Source organism: Klebsiella sp. C349492 (assembly GCF_042055345.1).
GTDB classification, from domain to species: Bacteria; Pseudomonadota; Gammaproteobacteria; order Enterobacterales; family Enterobacteriaceae; genus Klebsiella; species Klebsiella scottii.
Window position 1 is genome coordinate 53,882 of the sequence record NZ_JANQCE010000003.1, and the last position, 20,105, is coordinate 73,986.

20 protein-coding genes are annotated in these 20,105 nt (G+C 57.1%); 7 read left to right on the forward strand and 13 right to left on the reverse strand.

Annotated elements, in window-relative coordinates; all coding sequences use genetic code 11:
* Nucleotides 1-82 precede the first annotated feature (82 nt).
* Nucleotides 83-1,216 carry an acyl-CoA dehydrogenase family protein gene (locus tag NWP14_RS12960; protein WP_095100979.1) on the reverse strand — a complete coding sequence of 378 codons (1,134 nt, stop codon included), beginning with the start codon at nucleotides 1,214-1,216 and terminating at the stop codon, nucleotides 83-85.
* 278 nt (nucleotides 1,217-1,494) lie between these two features.
* Here NWP14_RS12960 and NWP14_RS12965 point away from each other — a divergent pair, with 278 nt between their 5' ends.
* Nucleotides 1,495-2,658 carry a dihydrodipicolinate synthase family protein gene (locus NWP14_RS12965; protein WP_331834631.1) on the forward strand — a complete coding sequence of 388 codons (1,164 nt, stop codon included), beginning with the start codon at nucleotides 1,495-1,497 and terminating at the stop codon, nucleotides 2,656-2,658.
* Between the two features lie 55 nt (nucleotides 2,659-2,713).
* Here NWP14_RS12965 and NWP14_RS12970 read toward each other — a convergent pair whose 3' ends face one another.
* The 5 genes from NWP14_RS12970 to NWP14_RS12990 all read right to left on the reverse strand — a co-directional run bounded on the left by NWP14_RS12970 (nucleotide 2,714) and on the right by NWP14_RS12990 (nucleotide 7,287).
* Entirely contained in the window at nucleotides 2,714-3,547 is an 834-nt protein-coding gene (locus tag NWP14_RS12970) for a sugar phosphate isomerase/epimerase family protein (protein WP_331834632.1), read from the reverse strand.
* Nucleotides 3,548-3,818: 271 nt separating this feature from the next.
* On the reverse strand, nucleotides 3,819-4,157 hold the full coding sequence (locus tag NWP14_RS12975) for a DUF1869 domain-containing protein (RefSeq protein WP_375215439.1): 339 nt from the start codon (nucleotides 4,155-4,157) through the stop codon (nucleotides 3,819-3,821).
* 10 nt (nucleotides 4,158-4,167) lie between these two features.
* Nucleotides 4,168-4,500, reverse strand: a complete 333-nt coding sequence (locus NWP14_RS12980; protein ID WP_041146340.1) for a DUF1971 domain-containing protein — start codon at nucleotides 4,498-4,500, stop codon at nucleotides 4,168-4,170.
* A gap of 206 nt (nucleotides 4,501-4,706) precedes the next feature.
* The gene (locus tag NWP14_RS12985; RefSeq protein WP_095100970.1) at nucleotides 4,707-6,632 is read right to left on the reverse strand and encodes a bifunctional diguanylate cyclase/phosphodiesterase; all 1,926 of its coding nucleotides are present in this window, start codon (nucleotides 6,630-6,632) and stop codon (nucleotides 4,707-4,709) included.
* A 157-nt stretch (nucleotides 6,633-6,789) separates the two neighbouring features.
* Complete coding sequence (locus NWP14_RS12990) at nucleotides 6,790-7,287, reverse strand: molybdopterin-dependent oxidoreductase (protein WP_095100968.1); 498 nt, start codon at nucleotides 7,285-7,287, stop codon at nucleotides 6,790-6,792.
* A 301-nt stretch (nucleotides 7,288-7,588) separates the two neighbouring features.
* Between NWP14_RS12990 and shiA the strand changes: the two genes are divergently transcribed.
* Nucleotides 7,589-8,911 (forward strand): shikimate transporter, encoded by a 1,323-nt coding sequence (gene shiA, locus NWP14_RS12995; protein WP_375215440.1) that lies wholly within the window; start codon nucleotides 7,589-7,591, stop codon nucleotides 8,909-8,911.
* A 44-nt stretch (nucleotides 8,912-8,955) separates the two neighbouring features.
* Nucleotides 8,956-9,696, forward strand: a complete 741-nt coding sequence (locus NWP14_RS13000) for a lipoate--protein ligase family protein (RefSeq protein ID WP_375215441.1) — start codon at nucleotides 8,956-8,958, stop codon at nucleotides 9,694-9,696.
* Here the strand turns inward: NWP14_RS13000 and NWP14_RS13005 are convergent.
* Nucleotides 9,689-10,618, reverse strand: coding sequence for a LysR family transcriptional regulator (locus NWP14_RS13005; RefSeq protein ID WP_375215442.1), 930 nt, complete (start codon nucleotides 10,616-10,618; stop codon nucleotides 9,689-9,691). The two genes, NWP14_RS13000 and NWP14_RS13005, sit on opposite strands and share 8 nt — an antisense overlap.
* Nucleotides 10,619-10,736: 118 nt before the next feature.
* Between NWP14_RS13005 and NWP14_RS13010 the strand changes: the two genes are divergently transcribed.
* Nucleotides 10,737-11,126, forward strand: a complete 390-nt coding sequence (locus NWP14_RS13010; protein ID WP_375215443.1) for a tautomerase family protein — start codon at nucleotides 10,737-10,739, stop codon at nucleotides 11,124-11,126.
* A 32-nt stretch (nucleotides 11,127-11,158) separates the two neighbouring features.
* Here the strand turns inward: NWP14_RS13010 and NWP14_RS13015 are convergent, their stop codons facing one another.
* The gene (locus tag NWP14_RS13015; protein ID WP_331834637.1) at nucleotides 11,159-11,890 is read right to left on the reverse strand and encodes an HPP family protein; all 732 of its coding nucleotides are present in this window, start codon (nucleotides 11,888-11,890) and stop codon (nucleotides 11,159-11,161) included.
* A gap of 206 nt (nucleotides 11,891-12,096) precedes the next feature.
* Between NWP14_RS13015 and NWP14_RS13020 the strand changes: the two genes are divergently transcribed.
* Nucleotides 12,097-13,206 (forward strand): adenosylhomocysteinase, encoded by a 1,110-nt coding sequence (locus NWP14_RS13020; protein WP_375215444.1) that lies wholly within the window; start codon nucleotides 12,097-12,099, stop codon nucleotides 13,204-13,206.
* A 42-nt stretch (nucleotides 13,207-13,248) separates the two neighbouring features.
* Here the strand turns inward: NWP14_RS13020 and cobT are convergent, their stop codons facing one another.
* The 4 genes from cobT to sbmC all read right to left on the reverse strand — a co-directional run bounded on the left by cobT (nucleotide 13,249) and on the right by sbmC (nucleotide 16,603).
* Entirely contained in the window at nucleotides 13,249-14,307 is a 1,059-nt protein-coding gene (gene cobT / locus NWP14_RS13025; protein ID WP_375215445.1) for a nicotinate-nucleotide--dimethylbenzimidazole phosphoribosyltransferase, read from the reverse strand.
* Nucleotides 14,308-14,481: 174 nt separating this feature from the next.
* Nucleotides 14,482-14,805 carry a DUF496 family protein gene (locus NWP14_RS13030; protein ID WP_041146350.1) on the reverse strand — a complete coding sequence of 108 codons (324 nt, stop codon included), beginning with the start codon at nucleotides 14,803-14,805 and terminating at the stop codon, nucleotides 14,482-14,484.
* Nucleotides 14,806-14,972: 167 nt separating this feature from the next.
* Nucleotides 14,973-16,031 (reverse strand): FUSC family protein, encoded by a 1,059-nt coding sequence (locus NWP14_RS13035; protein ID WP_095100954.1) that lies wholly within the window; start codon nucleotides 16,029-16,031, stop codon nucleotides 14,973-14,975.
* A 98-nt stretch (nucleotides 16,032-16,129) separates the two neighbouring features.
* Nucleotides 16,130-16,603: a DNA gyrase inhibitor SbmC gene (gene sbmC / locus NWP14_RS13040; RefSeq protein ID WP_375215446.1), complete on the reverse strand. Its 474-nt coding sequence runs from the start codon at nucleotides 16,601-16,603 to the stop codon at nucleotides 16,130-16,132.
* Nucleotides 16,604-16,860: 257 nt separating this feature from the next.
* Here sbmC and NWP14_RS13045 point away from each other — a divergent pair, with 257 nt between their 5' ends.
* Together NWP14_RS13045 and NWP14_RS13050 are read left to right on the forward strand one after the other, a co-directional pair.
* Nucleotides 16,861-17,775 (forward strand): extracellular solute-binding protein, encoded by a 915-nt coding sequence (locus tag NWP14_RS13045; protein WP_095100951.1) that lies wholly within the window; start codon nucleotides 16,861-16,863, stop codon nucleotides 17,773-17,775.
* Nucleotides 17,776-17,789: 14 nt separating this feature from the next.
* Nucleotides 17,790-18,563: a molybdate ABC transporter permease subunit gene (locus NWP14_RS13050; protein WP_375215605.1), complete on the forward strand. Its 774-nt coding sequence runs from the start codon at nucleotides 17,790-17,792 to the stop codon at nucleotides 18,561-18,563.
* On the opposite strand, the gene NWP14_RS13055 is transcribed toward NWP14_RS13050, so the two are convergent.
* Nucleotides 18,553-19,989, reverse strand: a complete 1,437-nt coding sequence (locus NWP14_RS13055) for a capsule assembly Wzi family protein (RefSeq protein WP_375215447.1) — start codon at nucleotides 19,987-19,989, stop codon at nucleotides 18,553-18,555. The genes NWP14_RS13050 and NWP14_RS13055 overlap by 11 nt on opposite strands.
* Nucleotides 19,990-20,105 lie beyond the last annotated feature (116 nt).

Sequence of the window (20,105 nt, forward strand, 5' to 3'; positions counted from 1 at the left end):
CACGAAACCATAAAAACAGGCTGGTCACCTGAGGTGATCAGCCTTATCCCGGTTAAGGTACCGTGTCTGCGGGCGACGGGCGTTACGCCAGCAAATTGCGGCCGATAATCATGCGCTGGATCTGGTTAGTTCCTTCATAGATTTGGGTTATCTTGGCATCACGGTACAGACGCTCCACCTCCACGCCGCGAATATAGCCGCCGCCGCCAAAAATCTGTACCGCGTTGCCGCTGTGCTGTACCGCAGCGTCGCCCGCGAAACATTTCGCCATTGAACAGGCAATCGAGGTATCCGGGGCGTCGGTATCAATTTTATACGCCGCGCTATGCACCAGCAGGCGAGCGGCTTCGGTATCTTTGGCGATATCTGCCAGCATAAACTGCACGCCCTGGAAATCAGCAATCGGCTTGCCAAACTGTTCGCGCTGTTTCGCATACTCAATCGCCGCTTCGAGACCGGCACGCGCAATGCCTACCGCCAGCGCGCCAATCCCCACCCGCCCTTTATTCAGCACGCTCATCATAATATGGAAGCCGCGGTTTTCCGGCCCCAGCAGCGCGTCCGCCGGCAGCCTGACCTGGCTGAAGTGCAGTTCGCCGACCTGCGACGAGCGTTGGCCCATCTTGTGCTCTTTAGCGCCGCGCGAAACGCCGTCGCGCGAGCAGTCGACAATAAAGATGCTCATACCGCGGTGACCGGCTTCCTTATCTGTGCGCGCCAGGACGAAGGCCACATCGGCGACCGGCGCATTATGGATCCACAGCTTGCTGCCGTTCAGCACCCAGCCCTCTTCGGTGCGCGTGGCGGTGGTTTTAATTCCCGAAACGTCAGAGCCGGCGCCGGCCTCAGTGATGCAATAGGCCCCTTTCAGCGACGCGTTCAGCAGCCCAGGCAGCCATTGGGCGCGTTGCGGATCGTTACCATATTTTGACAGCAGCGTCCCCAGCAGCTCCACCAGGCCGCACTGATCGGCAATCGAGGCATAGCCGCGCGACAGCTCTTCCATCACCACAGCGTAGGCGACAGCATCCAGCCCAACGCCGCCATACTCTTCCGGAACGGTGATACCAAACAATCCCAGTTCACCCATCTGTTGATAGATCTCGGCGGCAAAGCGCTCTTCTCTGTCCAGCTCTTCGGCCTGGGGCCGAATCACTTCGTCGGCAAACTTACGGGTCATTTCGCGGATCTGTTGATGGGTTTCAGTCAAATACATGGTCATTCTCCTGCCGGCTATTATTCATGCCGCCTGTTTTTTGCGACATCCAAACGCATTAATTAAATAACCAGATAGTTACTACATTGGATAAATGTTGCTGTCAATACCGTTAAATAATTGTTGTTAACTCATCGACAAATATTGCAGGTAAAGGCCGCCACCCGATCACAGTAGGCTGTTCCGGTTATCACTTTGGCCGCGAATACCTTGACTTTTACCTGGGCAAAAAGTACACCTTAAAAGTAACCAAATGGATACTTAATGGAGAAGTTAACATGCTTAAAATCGACCTGCCCACGCCGCAAGGCTCCATCGCGAATTACCGCCTTGTGACGACGGAAGAACGTTCCTGCGCCATCACTCCCGCGTTTAATCGTATTGCCTACGCCGCAGCACACGTGGTTATCGATCCCCGCCATCAGGGCGCGGACTGGCTGAACAATCCGCGCATTGACTGGGACTCGACGCTGGCCTACCGCCACCATCTGTGGCGGCTGGGATTTAATATTGCCGAAGCGATGGACACCGCTCAGCGCGGCATGGGGGTAAGCTGGCATATCGCGCAAGAGCTGATCGTGCGTTCTCTGAAGGAGGCGAAAACCGTACCGGGCGCCGATCTTGCCGCCGGAGTCGGTACCGATCAGCTGGCGGCGGCAGACGCGACAACCCTGGCGCAGGTCATCGCCGCCTATGAAGAGCAGATGGAGCTGGTCGAGAAGCATGACGGTAAAATTATCCTGATGGCCAGCCGGGCCTTAGCCGCGGTGGCAAAATCGCCGCGGGACTACCTTGCCGTGTATAACCGCCTGCTTGAACAAAGTAAGGGCAAAATTATTCTTCACTGGCTGGGGGAGATGTTTGATCCCGCGCTGAGCGGATACTGGGGATCGGCAGATTTCAACGCCGCCGCCGATACCGTGCTTGAGATAATCGGCAACAACGTCGATAAGGTGGAAGGGATCAAGATTTCGCTACTGAGTAAGGAAAAAGAGGTCGCCTTCCGTAAGCGCCTGCCGCCACAGGTTAAAATGTACACCGGCGATGATTTCAACTATCCCGAGCTGATCGCAGGAGAAGATGGCTATTATTCACATGCGCTGTTAGGCATTTTCGATGCCATCGCCCCGGTTGCCGCCGCCGCACTTAACGAACTGGCGCTGGGCAACAGCGGCGAATACTACCGCCTGATGGATCCTACCGTGGCCCTGTCGCGGGAAATCTTCAAGGCGCCGACGCAATATTATAAAGCAGGCATCGTGTTCCTGGCCTGGCTCAACGGTCATCAGCATCATTTCGCGATGGCCGGAGGAATGCAGTCAGCGCGGGAGATTAGCCATTACGCTGAAATTTTCCGTCTCGCCGACCAGGCCGGCCTGCTGCAAAATCCGCCGCTGGCGGCCCGGCGAATGCAAAATCTGCTAACGATTTACGGCCTCTGAGCGCTGAGGCGCAGCGCGATTTCCCAGAGCGGTCGACTCTGGGAAAATCACTCCCTTAGCCGAATTCGCGGTGGCGCTGTTTACATATCGCCAGCACCTCATCCGGCTCCCGCAGCCACCAGTTATTCTGCGAAAAAATCTCCACTTCATGCAGGCCCGTATAGCCTAACGCCTCCAGCGCCTGGCGACGGCTGCGGATATCAATAACCCCATCGCCCATCATGCCCCGATCCAGCAGCATATCCGTAGTCGGTACCAGCCAGTCGCAAATATGAAAAGCCAGCAGCCGGCCCGCGCCCGCCCGCTCAATCTGCTGCTGAAACTGCGGATCCCACCAGGTGTGATATAAATCGACCGCAATACCCAGCCCTTCATCCCCTAACTCATCGCAAAGATCGTTTGCCTGCGCGAGGGTATTTACGCAGGCGCGTTCGGCGGCATACATCGGATGCAGGGGTTCAATCGCCAGCGGCATGCCAAGCGGGCGCGCGTATTCCAGCAGTTCGCTCAAACCATCGCGCACCTGCTGCCTGGCGGCGGACAAATCTTTCGAACCTGCGGGCAGCCCCCCAACCACCAGCACCAGGCAAGGCGCGCCAAGCTCCAGCGCTTCGTCCACCGCCCGCCGGTTATCCAGCGCCTTATCGCGGCGCTCCTGCGCGGTGCTGCCGGGAAACATCCCCCCGCGGCAATAGCCGCTCAGCGTCAGCTCATGATGGCGGATAAGACGCGCTGACTCTTTTAGCCCCAGCGTCTGGACCTGGTCGCGCCACGGCGCGATGCCGCGGATCTCATGCCGCGCGCAGCCCTCAACGATCTGATTAAGTTTCCATTTCTGCCGCACCGTAGCGGTATTGAGGGACAGTTTGCGACTGTCGGGTTGATTCATCTCAGCGACCTCGTTATTTGCTTTGCCTGAAAAACGTAAAATCCACCTAAATTGAGCATCAGTTTGCTCAACAAAGGATTATAGAAATGAACACGTTGGGTAAATACGACCGCCATCACATAACGAACCAGTTAGTTACTAAAATCAAGAGAGAACGGCAAAACAAGAGAGCCTGGCGGGACAATATCTAAGGGCAATGATGCAAGGTGGGATAACGGTCCGGGGGAAAGGCAGACATCGAGGAGGCCTGCCTGATATATCGATGCCGAGGCTACCAGCCGCAGACGTTGGTCTCTTCATCCGATTCATAGCCGCGGACGATATTAACCAGGTCTTTTACCGCATCGGCGGCAATGAGCGGGTCCTGTAATTCGACGAGGGTTGCAAACTCTTTATCTACCGATACGCCGTTATTATTATTCGTCACCGACAGAACAAAGCCTTTACCCTGCTGGTTATCCACCGACAGTGAACCAATAAGTTCTGCTATGGCCTGAACCGCAATATCGGGAACATAAAGCGCCATGGGTTTAAGATAGACTTTTGCTTGTTTTTCATCATTGTTGCCATTAATAACAGCTAATGAATAACCTTTATTTTCACTGTTCATAAGTTCAGCTTTATCCCTCTATCAGAATTTTAGGATCGACGTAGAAATCCACGTTAAAGACGGTATCTTCCGTCAACGCTTCAATACGGTGCCATTTTTCCGCCGGGAAGACGCCGAACTGGCCGGCCTCTATCGTCATCGTTTCAACAGGTTCAGGCGCGGTTTCATCCGTATAACCATAATAGCGTATAGCGCCCTGCATGACCGCCAGACGAGGGTAAACGCCCTGCCGCGTTCCGGCATCAAGATGCCGCTGCCAGATTGACGCCGGTGCCGTTTCTTTGGTCCATAACGGGGTTGTGCGGGTATGCACGTAGTGGGTCGGAATAACGATACGCTGCATGATTCGGCCTCTCTTTCCGTACCATTGAGCACGGTCGGGAACGGGGAAAATATATTGCATATGATATACCCCTTTTAATCTCTGAGGGTATTATTTTTTAAGAAATTTCACCCTACCCCTATTTATACCCAACAAGGATTATATTTATTGAATATACGGCAAGGCGGATCTGTATTAACAGATCCGCGATAAATAAAGCATCTCAACTATTTATTACCGGCGGTATTCAGCGGGCCGGGTTTGCCAATCAGGTAGCCCTGTACCAAATCGCAACCTAATTGCTGGAGAGATTTTAACTGCTCATCCGTCTCGACGCCTTCCGCCACGATGCGCATATGTAAGCTTTTACCCATACTGATAATCAGCCGGACAATATCCAAATCATCTTTCTGCGCTGGAATATTAATGACAAATGAGCGATCGATTTTAATCTTATCAAACGGGAAATAGCTCAGGCGCGATAATGAGGAATATCCGGTACCGAAATCATCAATAGAAATTTGAATCCCCAGCTCGCGCAGCTGGCTGAGGATTTCTAAAGAGCGCGTGTTTTCATTAAACACATCTGATTCCGTAATTTCGAGGTCAAGCCGATGCGGGTCCAGCCCCGTGTGCTTCAGTACCGCGATAACGGTATCGGTCAACGAACTGTTGATCAGCTGAACGGGCGATACGTTCACCGAAACTTTAAGCGGTGACGACCAGCTCGCCGCTTCCTCACACGCGGTTTTAAGCACCCACTCTCCGAGCGGGTTAATCATGCCAATTTTTTCGGCGACGGGAATAAATATTGTCGGCGGCACCATGCCGCGCACCGGATGGAACCAGCGCACCAGCGCTTCATAGCCATAAATCTCGCCGCTCATCGTATCGGCAATCGGCTGGTAGTAAACGCGGAATTCACCGTTATCGAGCGCCTGCAGCAGATCGTCCTCAAAAGACTTATTCTCCTGCAGACGCTGCAGCATCCCGGGGCGGAAAATTTGGACGGTACCCGACCCCTCTTTTTTCGCTTCATAAAGCGCAAGATCGGCGCATTTGTATAAATAATCGGTACGGGTTTCCCGGTCAGAAATAACAATCCCGATGCACGCGTCAATATTAATCAACGAATCATAAACCTGATACGGCTGGCTGATCTTTTCACGGATAACCATCGCCCGCGCCAGAGCCTGCTCTTCGCTTAAATCACAGGAGACCAGCGCAAACTCATCCCCTCCGAGCCGGTAGAGGGTTTCGGAGGTTTTGCGGAAAAAGGAGAGACGGCTGGCAAGATCCTGCAGCAGCTTATCCCCGGAATCATGGCCCAGCGTATCGTTAACGTCCTTAAAATTGTCCAGATCGAACAGCATAACCACCGCGGAACCGTTGTACGGCCGAACCTGATTGACGATCTCCTGCAATTTTTGCCAGAAGGAGAGCCGGTTCGGCATGCCGGTCAAGGAGTCATGGTACGCATCGTATTGCAAACGCCGGTTTTGCACCTGGAGCTTCTCTTTTGATGCCTGCAGATCGTTCGCCAGCAGCTTCATGCGGACGTGGGCGCGGCGCAGGTTGTTATTTTGCCGCAGCATTAACAGCCCTAAAGAAATACACATGGTGATCAGCAGAATGGAAATTATCGAATAGATAAAATAGAGGTTCTGTATTTTATCGTGGGTCAGGTTAACGATATTAATATCCTGCGCCAGCGACATTGACGCCAGCCCGGTCATGGGGCCGTCGAGTTCGCCCATCTTATGCAAAATCGGCTTTATCCGCTGCGGGGTGATGGTATCCAGCTGCTCATCAAGCTGATACAGAATAGCGATCAGGCTCTCAATAGTCGCCCGACGCCCCGCATCCTTACGAATAAACTCACTTGGCTCCCCCTGCTGCAGCGGTTTGATCTGGCCCATCATGATCTCCAGACGCAGCCGGACATCATCGCGATCGACGCCTTCGACGCCCAGGGCATAGGAGCCTAGATGCGCTTCCAGCCGCATATACTCAGAGACTATCTGCGCGATTGACCACGAATCCGTGTAACGGGTCAACTTTTGCAGCTCGCTCTGTCGCTCATGCACCAGATAGGTAATGTATCCGGTGATAACGAAAAGCGACAAAATAATGGCAGTGAGTATTCGATTCAAGATCAAACCCTTAGAGCCTATCCCATTAGGCTATTTTATTTATCAGTTTGCTCCTGGGCAGAGCTCAAAACCCCCGCGTACGCCGTATACGCCCTGGTCCCTAAGCCCTGCCGGTGTCCAAACTCTATCCAACAATTACGCCTGGCGGGACAGGCTATTACTCAATAATAATTTTCGAAACCTGCCACGCCGAGCGAGAATAATAGATCTGATTTTGTAAATCAGGGCTGCTGTCGTAGGGATAAACAATAAACAGAGGGCCCTTATCGCGGACCCGCATATATTCACCGTTCATTTTTAAAGCCAAAATAACGGGGAATTTATGGAAATCATCAATGGGCACAATCGTCGTATAGTCATTCAGGGCGATGACCCTCGCCGACTGACCCTTTGCTGCGACTAAGTCCATGAGCTTGCTAAGGGAAATTCCGTCAAAGCGCACTTTCCCTGAGTACCACGGGGTGGTCGTTTCCACGGTCTGCATGCCCAGCTTCTCTAATGCCGCGAGATCAAACACGGCGGTATCTCCTTCATTTGTATTTCCAATAAGACCGGAAATGGTTAAAACGGGCTTGCCCGTAGGTGCGGGCAGTTTTTCTGCAAATGCATTTGGTAAAATCATGAAACAAAATAAAGCTGCGAAAAGTAAACGCATTTAACTCACCATTTCCGACATTGGAGATATGTTAATTGTAAACCATTTACGGCAATTCTTAAAAGATGTCATCGGAAGGTTGTGAGCTGTTCAATTAAAAAAGAACGCCGAATTTCAGAACCTTCCGATCGCCGGCTTATGACTGACCGTAGAATGCACATTTTTTGCCGTTAATGCATGACGATGGGTAAAAATCTTTTCTCTCGTCCGGCGGCGCGGTAGTCTCTTTGATGGCGCCGCTAAGAGTGCGTCTCATTCCAATAACGATAACGTAACATCAGAACAGATTGACAGGACAGGTATGGACTCAACGCTTACATCCCCTCGCCCCGTCGGGGAAGCCCACTCACTTCATCGCGCGCGAAGAGCGGCGTGGGGCAGCTTCGCCGGCGCGGTGGTCGACTGGTACGACTTTTTGCTTTACGGCATCACCGCCGCGCTGGTCTTCAACAAGGAGTTTTTCCCGCAGATCGGCCCGGCAATGGGCACCCTGGCAGCCTTTGCCACCTTTGGCGTCGGTTTTCTTTTTCGTCCTCTGGGCGGCATTATCTTCGGCCATTTTGGCGACCGCCTCGGGCGCAAGCGGATGCTGATGATGACCGTCTGGATGATGGGGATCGCCACCGCCTGCATTGGCCTGCTGCCCTCGTTCAATCAAATCGGCTGGTGGGCGCCGGTGCTGCTGGTGATTCTGCGCGCGATCCAGGGTTTTGCCGTCGGCGGCGAATGGGGCGGAGCGGCGCTGCTTGCCGTCGAAAGCGCGCCGAAGAATAAAAAGGCCTTCTACAGCAGCGGGGTCCAGATTGGCTATGGCGTCGGCCTGCTGCTCTCAACCGGCCTGGTCTCGCTAATCAGCGCCAATACCAGCAATGAACAATTTTTGAGCTGGGGCTGGCGTCTTCCCTTCCTGTTCAGCGTCGTGCTGGTGCTGGCGGCGCTGTGGATCCGCAACGGCATGAGCGAATCGGCTGAGTTTGAACGTCAGCAGCAGAAAAATCTGCCCCTGCCGGCGAAAAAGCGTCTGCCGGTAGTCGAAGCGTTATTCCGTCATCCCGGCGCCTTTTTGCTGATTATCGCTCTGCGCCTGTGCGAGCTGCTGACGATGTATATCGTGACCGCCTTCGCCCTCAATTACTCCACGCAAAATCTCGGCCTGCCGCGCGAGCTGTTCCTTAACATCGGCCTGCTTGTTGGCGGGATCAGCTGCCTGACCATTCCCTGCTTCGCCTGGCTGGCGGATCGCTTTGGCCGTCGGCGCATCTATATTACCGGCGCGCTGATCGGTACGCTAAGCGGCTTCCCGTTCTTTATGGCCCTCGAAAGCCAGTCCTATTTCTGGATCCTGTTCTTCGCGCTGATGCTGGCGAATATCGCCCACGATATGGTGGTTTGCGTACAGCAGCCGATGTTCACCGAAATGTTCGGCGCCAGCTACCGCTACAGCGGAGCCGGCGTCGGTTACCAGGTCGCCAGCGTCGTCGGAGGCGGCTTTACGCCCTTCATCGCCGCCGCGCTGGTCACCTTCTCCGGAGGCTCCTGGCATAGCGTTGCTATCTATCTGACCGCCGGCTGCCTGCTCTCGGCCATCACGGCCATGTTGATGAAAAAGCCTCAGCACGTCTGACAGCGCCCGGGACGACGGGAGACCGTCGTCCATAAGGAGACTCCATGATTCAGGACAACAGAGCGGCCTGCTGGCCGCAGCGCTTCATTCATCAACAGCTGCCGCTGCACTACTACGCCGACCCGACGCTTGCCGAGCTGCCGCTGTTCGAGCGGGCCCGTAGCGGCGAAGCGCTGGCCCAGCTGTGGCAGGCCCCGCAGGGATTCGTCGTCCCCGGCAGCTACCGAAAATTCAGCCAGCTCTCCGCCGTTAGCGAACGCTTTGCCGGGCGCGGCTGGCCGGTGTGGCTGCGTCGCTCCGGCGGTGGTCTCGTGCCGCAGGGGCCGGGGATTGTTAATCTCAGCCTTGCCTGGCCGGTCTATCAGCCGCTGGGCGAGGCCGCTGAACCGATCTATCTGTTGTTGTGCGGTCTGCTGCAGCGCGCTCTGGCGACCTTTGGCGTCGATGCCCATTTTCAGGCGGTGAGCGGCTCGTTTTGCGACGGACGCTATAACCTTGCCTGCGGCCATGGGGAGCAGGCGCGTAAAATTGCCGGTACCGCGCAGTACTGGCGGCCGATGGCGGAGGGCCGCGGTCATGTCGTTCTCGCGCACGCGGTGATCCTGATCGATATCGATCCGATCGCCGCACACCGGGCGGCCAATGATTTTGAGTCACAGCTGGGCAGCGGCCGGATTTACCGCGCGGATAAAACCATCACTCTCGCGCAGCGCCTGCCGGGCGAAAAAGATCTGCTTCCCCGCTTCCGCCAGGCGCTGGCGACCGAGCTGCAAAATCTCAGCTGAAGCTACTTTTCAGATAGCGGCTGAAGGTCTCTACCGCCCGCGATACGCGCGGCGCGTAGGGGCGGATCACATACAGACTGCCGGCAAAAACGTCCACCGGCCGCCAGCCGGGCAGCAGCTCCTGCACCTCTCCGCGCCCTATCGCCTCCCGGGCGCTAAAATCGGGCAATAGCGCAATCCCCAGCCCCGACAGCACCGCATCGCGCAGCGATTCGCTATTGTTCGTGGCAAAGGGGCCGCGCACCGGGACGCTCACGCGCCCGGCGCGATCGTCCTCAGACTCAAACGCCCACTGCGGGCTTTGCGAACCGCGCGGGTAGGTCAGGCACTGGTGGTGGCGTAGCGCATCGGGGGAGTCCGGGACGCCAAAGCGGCGGATATACTCTGGCGAGGCAACAACCAGCGTGGCGGTCTGACACAGCGTCCACGCGACATGGGTATCCGGCAGCGCCTCGCGACGACAGTGACGAATCGCCAGATCGAATCCCTCGCTGGCGAGGGATACCAGCCTGTCGGTGACCTCCAGCTGCAGCTGCAGCTGCAGCTGCGGATGCTGGTGCAGAAAAGGGGTAATCGCCGGGACCAGCTGCTGGCGGGAAAAGGCGACCGGGGCCGTAACCCGCAGCGTGCCGCGCAGCGGCCCCTCGTCATCGCGGCTGCCGTTAAAGATATCGCGGAGCTGGCCGAAGGGCGCATTCAGCTCCGCCACCAGCCTAAGCCCGTCTTCGCTCAGCGTCACGCTGCGGGTGGTCCGGTGCACCAGCGTCTTGCCGGTTACCCGCTCCAGCTCGCTGATTTTCTGGCTGACTGCCGATTTACTCACCGCCAGCTTTTCCGCCGCGCGGGTATAGCTTTTCTGCTCTTCCAGCACCGTAAGCCAGTACAAATGGGTCCAGAAAACGTCGGGGCGCGGATCGCTCATCTCGATTGTTCACCTGTAAAAACAATGAATTCAAATATAGCGGTTTTTGCCCGTTGTCACATTGGATAGCATCGGTTTTGCCCACTCATCGTACACAGGATAATAAGGATGGCCTGCTATGCCGCTACTGACATTTGATGTGATTGAAGGTCGCAGTGAAGATGAAATAAAAACGCTGCTCGATGCCGCCCACCGCGCCGTACTGCACGCCTTTAAGGTGCCGGAACGCGATCGCTACCAGATTGTTCATGAAAACAAGCCTCACCATATGGTGATTGAGGACACCGGTTTAGGCCTGACGCGAAGTAAAAAGATGGTGGTGGTCAGGGTGTACACCAGCCCACGCAGCGAAGAACAAAAACAGCTGTTTTACGCGACGCTGCTCGCCGAACTGCAGGAACACTGCGGGCTGAGTCCCGATGATTTGATGGTTTCGGTGCTGAGCAATCAAAAAGGCGACTGGAGTTTTGGCCGCGGCGTGGCGCAGTATCTGACCGGCGAGCTTTAGCCGCTCACCGCCGCCCCACGCAGACGGCGGCGTTACGCCCTCGGCGCAGCGGCCATGCGCCGGCGCGCTTTTTGTTCGATATTTTCCAGCAGCTCCTGAACGTCATCTTCGTCAATATCCAGGAACTGACCATCCAGCAGCGCGGCGTGAATATCCTCCCGGGTCACCGAAAGCCCCAGCGGAACCACTTTGCTTTTCACCTCTTCCGCCGCCAGCGGATGCGGATAGCGGCGTCCAACAAGGTTATTGAAAACGATCGCCAGCAGGGCCAGCATGGCGGAGTTCAGCAGCACCGGCGTCAGCACAAAGTAATAGCCCTCGCTGTGTACGCCGGCCCCGCCGAGAATGGCCGTCAGGGCAACGGCGCCGCCCGGCGGATGCAGGCAGCGCAGAAAATACATGCCCGCAATCGCCAGTCCGGCCGCCAGACCGCAGGCCAGCGCAAGGTCAGGCACCAGCACGCCAACGGTAACGCCGATCAGCGCCGACAGCACGTTGCCGCCGACAATCGACCACGGCTGCGCCAGCGGGCTGCTGGGTACGCCAAACAGCAGCACCGCCGAGGCGCCCATCGGGGCGATAAACCACAGATTGACTTCGCCCAGCAGCCAGTGGCTGAACATACTGGTGACCGCCAGCCCCGTCCCCGCGCCGATGGAGCCGAGGAGAATATGCTTTCTGGCAACCGGCAGCGCATGAGGCTTCAGGCGGCCGATAAAAATGCGGATCCGCGAAAACACCGCGGAAGGTAAAACGCTTAACATCTCACTGCTCGCTCAGGTCATATAAATTTCTTATATTTTATTTTCTTTTTTTAACCATATTTTAACAACCACGTTTTTTTCATGCCTATCCCCCTCGCGTCCTCTGACCGGCAGCCATTGACCCCGGCTATGTGATTTCACCTTACTACGCTAGAATCATCCTCGTTCAGGATTTCACCCACTCTACGGATTGAAGGCATAATACGTTGAATAATAATATTAATTTAGAGAAAGAAGTGGCATGGGCCAGCCAGAACATGCCGCGCACTCTGCGCCAGGTTGCCGCACTTCCCGACCTGAGCCAGGTTCGACTAGCCTGCTGTATGCATCTGGATATGAAAATGATCCCGCTGGTGCAGGGCATTCTGGAAAAGGGCGCGCAGGTATTTTTAACAACCTGTAACCCGACCACCGTACAGGACGAGGTCGTCAGCTGGCTGGTCGCGCGCGGAGCAGAAGCCAGCGCCTGGCGCGATATGAGCGATGTCGACTGGCAGCAGTCGTGGGAAAAGGCCATCGCCTGGGGGCCGACGCATCTGTGTGAAATGGGGGCCGATATCACCACCCTGCTCCACCAGCGCGGCGAATTTGGCAATATCGTGGCCGGGCTGGAAGCAACCGGCTCCGGCGTCAGCCGGCTGGGCGATATTCGCCCGGGCTATCCGATTTTTAACTGGGACGATCTGCCGGTTAAAGAGGGCCTGCATAACCGCCACATGGTCGGTCTGACCGCCTGGCACACCTTCTTCCAGACCACCCATCTCACGCTGCATGAGAAAAAGGTGCTGGTGATCGGCTATGGCCTGGTGGGCCAGGGCGTTGCCGCCGCCGCAAAAGCCTTCGGGGGCCAGGTGATGGTCGCCGAAGTCGACCCTGCCCGTCGCCTGCAGGCGGCTTACGACGGCTGGCATGTCGTCGAACTGCAGGACGCCATTGCCTCGGCTGACGTCGTCGCCACGGCAACCGGCGCTAAAAAGGTGGTTAACAGCAGCGCGCTGGATAAAGCGAAAGACGGGGTATTTATCCTTAACGTCGGCCACGTTGCGGAAGAGATTGACTGCGGCTACCTGCACCAGTTCAGCCATGAAGAGGTGATGCCGTATATCAACGCCTATCAAATGAATGGTAAAACCGTTTACCTGATGGCCAACGGTTCGATGCTCAACCTGACCGCCGGTTTTGGCGATAGCCTGAACGCGTTTGACGTTACGCTGGCGGTGATGACCAGCGGCATCCACCATATCGTGACCGATGGCATGAAGGCCGAGGCCAAGGTCTATCTGCTGCCGCAGAGCGTGTGGCAAAAAGCGCTGTAGGCCGGATAGCAACAGGGCGCCTGACGGCGCCCTGATTGGCGGTTAACGGCTCTCCGGCAGGACGATATTGCTCTCCGCCAGGGTCCCCATCTCGTTAAACACCGTACAGGCGGCCTCTACCAGGTGCATAGCCAGCGCCGCGCCGCTCCCCTCACCCAAACGCATCCCCATATCCAGATACGGCTCAAGCTGCAGATGCTCAAACGCAATGCGCGCGCCCTTTTCCGCCGACAGATGGGAGGGGATCAGATAGGGATGAACGGCCGGCGCAATACGGCAGGCCGCCAGCGCCGATGCACAGGAGAGAAAGCCGTCCAGCACCACCGGCAGCCCGCAGGATGCGGCCCCCAGCATGACGCCGGTCATGCCAACCAGATCGAAACCGCCAACCTTCGCCAGCACCTCCAGGCCATCCTCCGCCTGCGGTTGGTTGACGGCAATGGCCCGACGCACCACCTCCGCCTTATGCGCCAGCCGCGACAGCGGCAGGTTTGCCCCGATGCCGACGGTATCCTGCGCATCGCGCCCGGTGAGCACGCTCACCACCGCCGCCGCCGGCGTGGTGTTCGCCATTCCCAGTTCGCCAACGCCGAACAGCGTCACGCCCTGAGACGCCAGCTCGCGGGTATAGCTGATGCTCGCCAGCAGCAGCGTCGTCGCCTGTTCGCGACTCATCGCCGCCGTTTGCGCAATATTGCCGCTGCCTCGCGCCACTTTTAAGTCGACAAGGCCTGGGATCGGCTCCGCATCGATCCCGGCGTCGACGACCCGGACTTTTGCCCCCGCCTGCGCCGCCAGGACGCAAACGCCGGTATTTTGCCGGGTCATATTTATCGCCTGAATCGCGGTAATCGCCTGGGGTGAGATAGTCACGCCCTCATGCCAGACGCCGTGATCGGCGCACATCACCACGATCGCTTTTTCTGCCAGCCGCAGCTGACCATTCAGCCCCGGCATTCCAGCCAGCTGCACGGCCAGCGCCTCCAGGCGGCCCAGGCTGCCGGGGGGTTTTAATAAACCGTCAAGATGCTGCTTCGCCTGGGCCATCGCCGCCCGATCCGGCTGCGGAATGTCGGCAATGAGGGCCGAAAGTGTGTCCATGATGTTCCTCGTAGCGCTAAAAGGGAGCGGACCGTTGCGCGGTATTTTTCTACGTTCAGGCCAGCAGCCTGCGTTATACGGCGGTTCGCCATACGGAAGAAAGGAGTCGTTCAGAGGGAATGCCGGGGAGAACTCCCGACGGCGAGAACCGCCGCCGGGCAGGGTCGGGGGAGATTACTCTTCGACCTTCGCTTCGCCGATCACTTTCAGCTTTTTGGAGATATCGCGACGTTCTTTAGAGAGTTCAGCATTTTTGATGATGTAATCATCAACGCGATCTTCGTAATCGCTCTTCATGCTGGCAATGATGCCCTGGATAGCTTCAACGCTCATGCCCGGTTTGATGTAGTCGCTGAGGTTGTCCAGCAGCAGTACGCGCTTCTGGTTATCACGGATCTTTTTCTCAACGTCCTGAATTTCACGCTGCAGTTTGTTCTTACGACGATAGAGACGAACAAACTCCAGTACGTCCTGGAAAGAAGGCTTAGTTGTTTCCATTTTTATACCCCTAATATTTGAGATTCGGATTCGCTAAAGCGACTGCAATATAGGGCTAACATAACTGTTAGCAGCCGCTGATGACAATGTTTTTTCCTTTAGGGTTATCATACCCCTAAATGCTGCTGAATCGAAGCAACCTGTGGTCGTTCTCGCGCATCTGGCTTTTATTTACGCAACGCCCGACAGATCAAATTCGACAGCAGCTCAAGCTGGCGCGCCAGCTCTATCGTCAGCCAGACGTAGCCGTGTATCGGCGTTTCCGAGAGGTTTTCGCCCGGATGCTCTTTGATAAGCTGACGCAGTTCGGCGACGATTTCATTAAGCTTTTCAGTATTGGCGCGGATCGGCTGCGGGTTGCCTTCATACAGGGCGTGGGCGATGGTCAGCAGCGTTTGCTGGGTCATCTGCTGAGTTTCGCGCAGCGTAAGGGAATTTAGCATCACAAAGTGCCCCGGTCGCGAGCCCCAGTAAGCGTTGACCTGCAGCTCAAGCATACAGACCAGGTTACGGCTGACGGTCTGAATCGCCTCGAAAATGGCCTTCTGGATATGGGTTTCTTTGCTTGCCGGCGTAATCAGGCCGCGCATTTTCACCACGTCGTTCAGGACCTTTTGCAGGTGTTTTTCCAGCCGCGGACGCTCGACCAGGTTTGGCGAGATCCCGGCCTGATACAGGCGATTAAGGGCAGTGACGTAATTTGCCATCTGGATACGCCAGTGCAGAAACGCCCGCTGCGGCCAGATGCCGGTAAACAGCATCGCCAGCAGGGAACCGAAGATAACATCGCCGCTTCGCCACAGCGCGGTGTTCATGTCTCCCGGCGGAGCCCCTACCACCACCGCCAGCGTAATACCGATCAGCAGCGCCTGGTACGGTTTTTTCCCTAAGGCCAGCCAGCCGCAGAGGAACATCGCCGCCGCGCACCACAGCACCATAACGGGTAAGGAGATTAGCTCCAGCTTGAGCGCCACCAGCCCCAGCGCGGAGCCGAGGATGGTGCCGCCGATCCGCTCAAACGCGCGCGGCACCACGTTGCCCCAGAACGATATCGGCCCCATCACCACCACCAGAGTAATCAGCGGCCAGGTGCCTTCCGGTACGTTCAGCAGCCGTACCAGTAAAAAGGTGAGAACAAAAGCCAGCGCGATGCGTATGCCGTGCACGATTCGGTAATGGCGATACAGACGAATTTCTAAAGGCTTAAGTGATTTATCAGCGCGCACGACCCTCTCCGCTAAGAAGAAAAGGCCAATTGTAACTGCTTTTTCACCGCAAGCATCACGCTAATGTAAGAAACCTTGTTCACTCCGGGGATAAGCGCCTACCTGCCGATACGCTCAACCGCCACGTACATTTCGATATCCCAGTAGCCGTCGTGATTGCCGTCGTTAAGATAGAGCTCAAAACAGGGTTTTGGCGCCAGCTGGTACTCTTTGCTTTGCAGCAGGCTTTCAAAGAACTGCAGCCAGGGCGTGGAGAAATCATGGTTCAGCACCCGCGCGCTGGCGAAAGCGTACTCTCCGCCGGCGATCTCGGTCAGGATCGCGCCTTCGCTATTGGCTGGAATGACGAAGTCGTCGTCCACCGTTACCACGGTGTCGCAGCGCAGCTTTTCTGCCGGCACCTGCTGCGGGTTGTCGTAATAGACGGCGACCCACTCCCGGGCCGGGATCTGGCGACTGCTGACCCATGCCATCAGCTGTTCAAAACCCTGCTTAACGGTCTGTTCCCAAGGCCCAACCATATGAAAACCGGCGATTTTACGCGCACCAAGGGACTTAACGCTGTAGTTCATATTGCCTCCGCTATTGATAAGAAACACTGTATAAATATACATGCAATGTAGCAGGCAGCCAAAAAACAGTATGTGCGCGGATTCACAGAGTCGCCATTGGCCGGTGCTGAAAAATCATTCAGGAAGCCGACACGCAGAACCGATACTTCAACCGCACCTCAATGCCGCCTGCGCATAAATTGTTTTCGCCGCGCTGATTATTGATAATCGTTATGTAAATAAAAACATAACGAGTGGAATTACCGATGCAAGGAAAAATGAAGTTTGCGCTGGCAGCAATGCTGGCACTGCAGTTCGCCCCTGCGGCTATGGCGCAGGATATTCGCGTCACCTATGCCGGCTCGATGGGTAAAGTGATGGATCAGGGGCTAGGCCCGGCGTTTGCCAAAGCGCAAAACGGCGATTATCAGGGTCAAGGCCAGGGCGCTTACGGCATGGCGCGCCTGCTGGCAAGCCACAAGCTGACCGCCGATGTTTTCGTCTCCATTACCCCGGGCCCGATGCAAATCCTGAAAGACGCCGGCTTGATTGACGATGCTGTCCCGGTCGCCAGCACCAGCATGGTGGTCGCCTGGAGCCCCAAAGGGAAATATGCCGCGCAGTTTGCCGCCGCGAATAAAAACCAGGATGCCTCGTGGCTGAAGCTGCTGACGCAGAAAGACGTCCGCTTTGGCCGCACCGACCCGTACGTCGATCCTAAGGGCCAGAATATCGTCTTTACCCTGCTGCTGGCCGAGAAGTATTACCGCCAGCCTGGCATCAGTGAAAAAATCCTCGGCGAGCTGCAAAACCCGGCGCAGACCCACCAGGAGGGCGGCCTGCTAAGCCGTCTGGAGAGCGGCCAGGTTGACGCCGCGGCGGGCTACGAAAGCGAAGTCCTCTCCGCCCACCTGCCCTACGTCGCGCTGCCCGATGAGATTAACCTCAGCAACCCGGCAATGGCGAAACAGTGGTATGACACCGTCAGCTTCACCATTAAGGACAGCGCCGGTAAAGACCAGACGCTGCACACTCAGCCGCTGGTCTTCTACGCCGCGGTGCTGAAAAACGCGCCGAACGGCGTGGAACAAGGGAAAAAATTCATCCGGTTCATGGAGAGCGCTCAGGGGCAGCAGCTGTTTAAACAGTACGGCTACGCCGCGGCAAAAGGGGAAAACCTATACGCCAGGTAAAACGCGCCGGGCGCATTGCCGGCTGGCTCGCGCTGCCGGCTCTGCTGCTGCTCAGCGTCCCCTTTATTACCCTAATCAGCGTCACGCCGTGGCAGCATCTGCGGCTGGCCTGGCGGGACGACGATGCGATCCTCGTGTCGATGGGGCTGGGGGGGCTGGCGCTGGCGACGATCGTGGCGATAGGCCTGCCGACCGCCTGGTGGCTGTCGCAGGCCAGCGGTCGTCGGCGTCTGCTGGCGGAGCTGCTGCTGATGATCCCGCTGCTGACGCCGCCGCTGGCGATGGGGATTTTACTGGTCTCGGCCTATGGCCCCTACGGGCTGGCCGGACAATGGCTGACGCGAATGGGCGTCACGCTGGTGAACAATCCCGCCGCCTTTGTCCTGGCGCAGGTCTACGGCGCGCTGCCCTACTTTATCGTGGTCGCCCGCTCCGCCTTCGCCACGGTGCCGAAAGCGATCCTTGAAGCCGGACAAACGCTGGGGGCGACGGGCTGGAATCGCTTTCGCTTTCTCGCCCTGCCGATGGCGCTGCCGGGGCTGGCCTCCGCGGTGGCGCTGGCCTGGGTACGCGCCGTCGGCGAGTTCGGCATTGTGATGATCTTTGCCTATTTCCCCCAGGGGATCCCGGTAAAACTCTATACCAACCTGCAAAACGACGGCGTTGACGCGGTCTATACCCTGCTGTGGATGCTGCTGATCGTCACCCTGCCTCTGCCGCTGGCCTGCTTTGCGCTGGGAAGAGGCACGACGTGGCGGCGAAAAACGCCGCCGGCGGTTACAGGCTAAAAGGTAGCTCAATCCCGACACTGGCGCCCAGATCGTCGCTGTCGCTGTGGTTAGCGTCGGTATACCACAGGGAGGTGCTGAGGCGCACGGTGGGCATCACGTCGCCGCTCCAGCCTAACTGCACGCCCTTCAAGGTATCGGCGTGCGGGAAGGCTTTATTAATCCGCTGATTTTTCGGGTTCACCTCGGCGTAAACCAGCCGCGCGCTCCAGCGCTGATTCTCCTCCGTCACCAGTTCGACCTTACCGGCGTACAGACGCCCGTCGCCGCCCATCGCGTCGCCTAACGGATAACCCTGCTGGTAGTAGCCATCTTTATAGATAAAGTGGTTATAGATGTAGTTGGTGCGCCCCATATTCGAGCGGGTATCGTGCGCCTCCAGGTACCAGTTAATCGCGCTGCTGTTCCACTGGTGATGCCCTTCGACGCCGCCGAGGTAAAGGTGGGCGGACGGCAGGTACCCGGCTTCATCCTCGCCGATCATCTGCCCGTAGACGCTCACCGGCCAGCCCGTCGTCGGCGCCAGCTTCAGTTTAAAATCAAAGCCCGCCAGCTGATTGCCCGGATCGTCCGCCGAATCGCCGGTGTTATCGCGCCCGGTGAGCCCCTCCCAGAAGCTGCCAAAGGAGGAAGGCCGCCCCTCGCCGCCCCACTGCATAATGCGCGAAGCGCCCAGCTCCAGCGAGGTAAAGGGGGATACCGTCAGGCGGCCGCCAAAAATTTTAGTATGCGGTACCGCCGCGTACTGGCTCATCTGGCTGGCGGAAAGCTGGTACTGCCAGGGGCCAATCCAGCTTAGCCAGGCGTTCTCCGGAGCCCGCTGTTCGGCGCGCTGCAGCAGAAAACCGGTCATCGGCCGCGCGGCGTCGGAACGAATCAGGCTCCCCTCATAGCCGGGCCCCCACCACTGCGGAATTTGGCCAAACGCCAGCCACTGGTTCCACAGCTTCAGCGCCCCGTAAGCACCGTTGGCGTTAACGTTGGAGCTATTGCCGATGCGCTTGTCTCCTTCAACGTTGCCCTGCAGGTGCAGATCCCACCATTCGCCGCTGTTATTGAGCGCGATGGAGAGCGACTGGTCGGCAGGATAAGACCCGGCAAAGCCCTGCGGCGTTCCCGGTTTGTCGGTTGAGCTATAGCCGGTGACGCGCACGTCGGCTTTTAGCGACCTCAGCCGTTGATTCACCCGGCCCAGCACCGCCCTCTCTGCGGATGTTGCCGGATGAGCGTTGGCCAGCGCGCGGCCGATCTCCTCCTCGCTCAGGGGCCAGGTCGATAAACTCAACGAGAGGGCTCCACGATCGGATAACCAGGCTAAATCATTGCGGAAGTCGTTATCGGCCAGAACCAGGCCAGAGGCTAAGCTTGCGGGACTAAAAACGGCAAGAAGTCCCAGAGAAAGCGCACTACGCGCGAAAAATTTCATCTTCCCAGCTCCATTTCAGGCGCACGGGCGCCGGCGTATTTCCTTAAAGGTGAGCAGGTAAGGTAATTGACTGAAACTAAACGAATCGCCAACCAGCGCCACAACAGAGCGCTGCG

What these genes read in the sequence shown, in the direction of transcription:
- NWP14_RS12960 (WP_095100979.1), bottom strand. Translation starts at nt 1,216, where the DNA reads ATGTATTTGACTGAAACCCATCAACAGATCCGCGAAATGACCCGTAAG.
- NWP14_RS12965 (WP_331834631.1), top strand. Translation starts at nt 1,495, where the DNA reads ATGCTTAAAATCGACCTGCCCACGCCGCAAGGCTCCATCGCGAATTAC.
- NWP14_RS12970 (WP_331834632.1), bottom strand. Translation starts at nt 3,547, where the DNA reads ATGAATCAACCCGACAGTCGCAAACTGTCCCTCAATACCGCTACGGTG.
- NWP14_RS12975 (WP_375215439.1), bottom strand. Translation starts at nt 4,157, where the DNA reads ATGAACAGTGAAAATAAAGGTTATTCATTAGCTGTTATTAATGGCAAC.
- NWP14_RS12980 (WP_041146340.1), bottom strand. Translation starts at nt 4,500, where the DNA reads ATGCAGCGTATCGTTATTCCGACCCACTACGTGCATACCCGCACAACC.
- NWP14_RS12990 (WP_095100968.1), bottom strand. Translation starts at nt 7,287, where the DNA reads ATGCGTTTACTTTTCGCAGCTTTATTTTGTTTCATGATTTTACCAAAT.
- shiA (WP_375215440.1), top strand. Translation starts at nt 7,589, where the DNA reads ATGGACTCAACGCTTACATCCCCTCGCCCCGTCGGGGAAGCCCACTCA.
- NWP14_RS13000 (WP_375215441.1), top strand. Translation starts at nt 8,956, where the DNA reads ATGATTCAGGACAACAGAGCGGCCTGCTGGCCGCAGCGCTTCATTCAT.
- NWP14_RS13005 (WP_375215442.1), bottom strand. Translation starts at nt 10,618, where the DNA reads ATGAGCGATCCGCGCCCCGACGTTTTCTGGACCCATTTGTACTGGCTT.
- NWP14_RS13010 (WP_375215443.1), top strand. Translation starts at nt 10,737, where the DNA reads ATGCCGCTACTGACATTTGATGTGATTGAAGGTCGCAGTGAAGATGAA.
- NWP14_RS13015 (WP_331834637.1), bottom strand. Translation starts at nt 11,890, where the DNA reads ATGTTAAGCGTTTTACCTTCCGCGGTGTTTTCGCGGATCCGCATTTTT.
- cobT (WP_375215445.1), bottom strand. Translation starts at nt 14,307, where the DNA reads ATGGACACACTTTCGGCCCTCATTGCCGACATTCCGCAGCCGGATCGG.
- NWP14_RS13030 (WP_041146350.1), bottom strand. Translation starts at nt 14,805, where the DNA reads ATGGAAACAACTAAGCCTTCTTTCCAGGACGTACTGGAGTTTGTTCGT.
- sbmC (WP_375215446.1), bottom strand. Translation starts at nt 16,603, where the DNA reads ATGAACTACAGCGTTAAGTCCCTTGGTGCGCGTAAAATCGCCGGTTTT.
- NWP14_RS13045 (WP_095100951.1), top strand. Translation starts at nt 16,861, where the DNA reads ATGAAGTTTGCGCTGGCAGCAATGCTGGCACTGCAGTTCGCCCCTGCG.
- NWP14_RS13055 (WP_375215447.1), bottom strand. Translation starts at nt 19,989, where the DNA reads ATGAAATTTTTCGCGCGTAGTGCGCTTTCTCTGGGACTTCTTGCCGTT.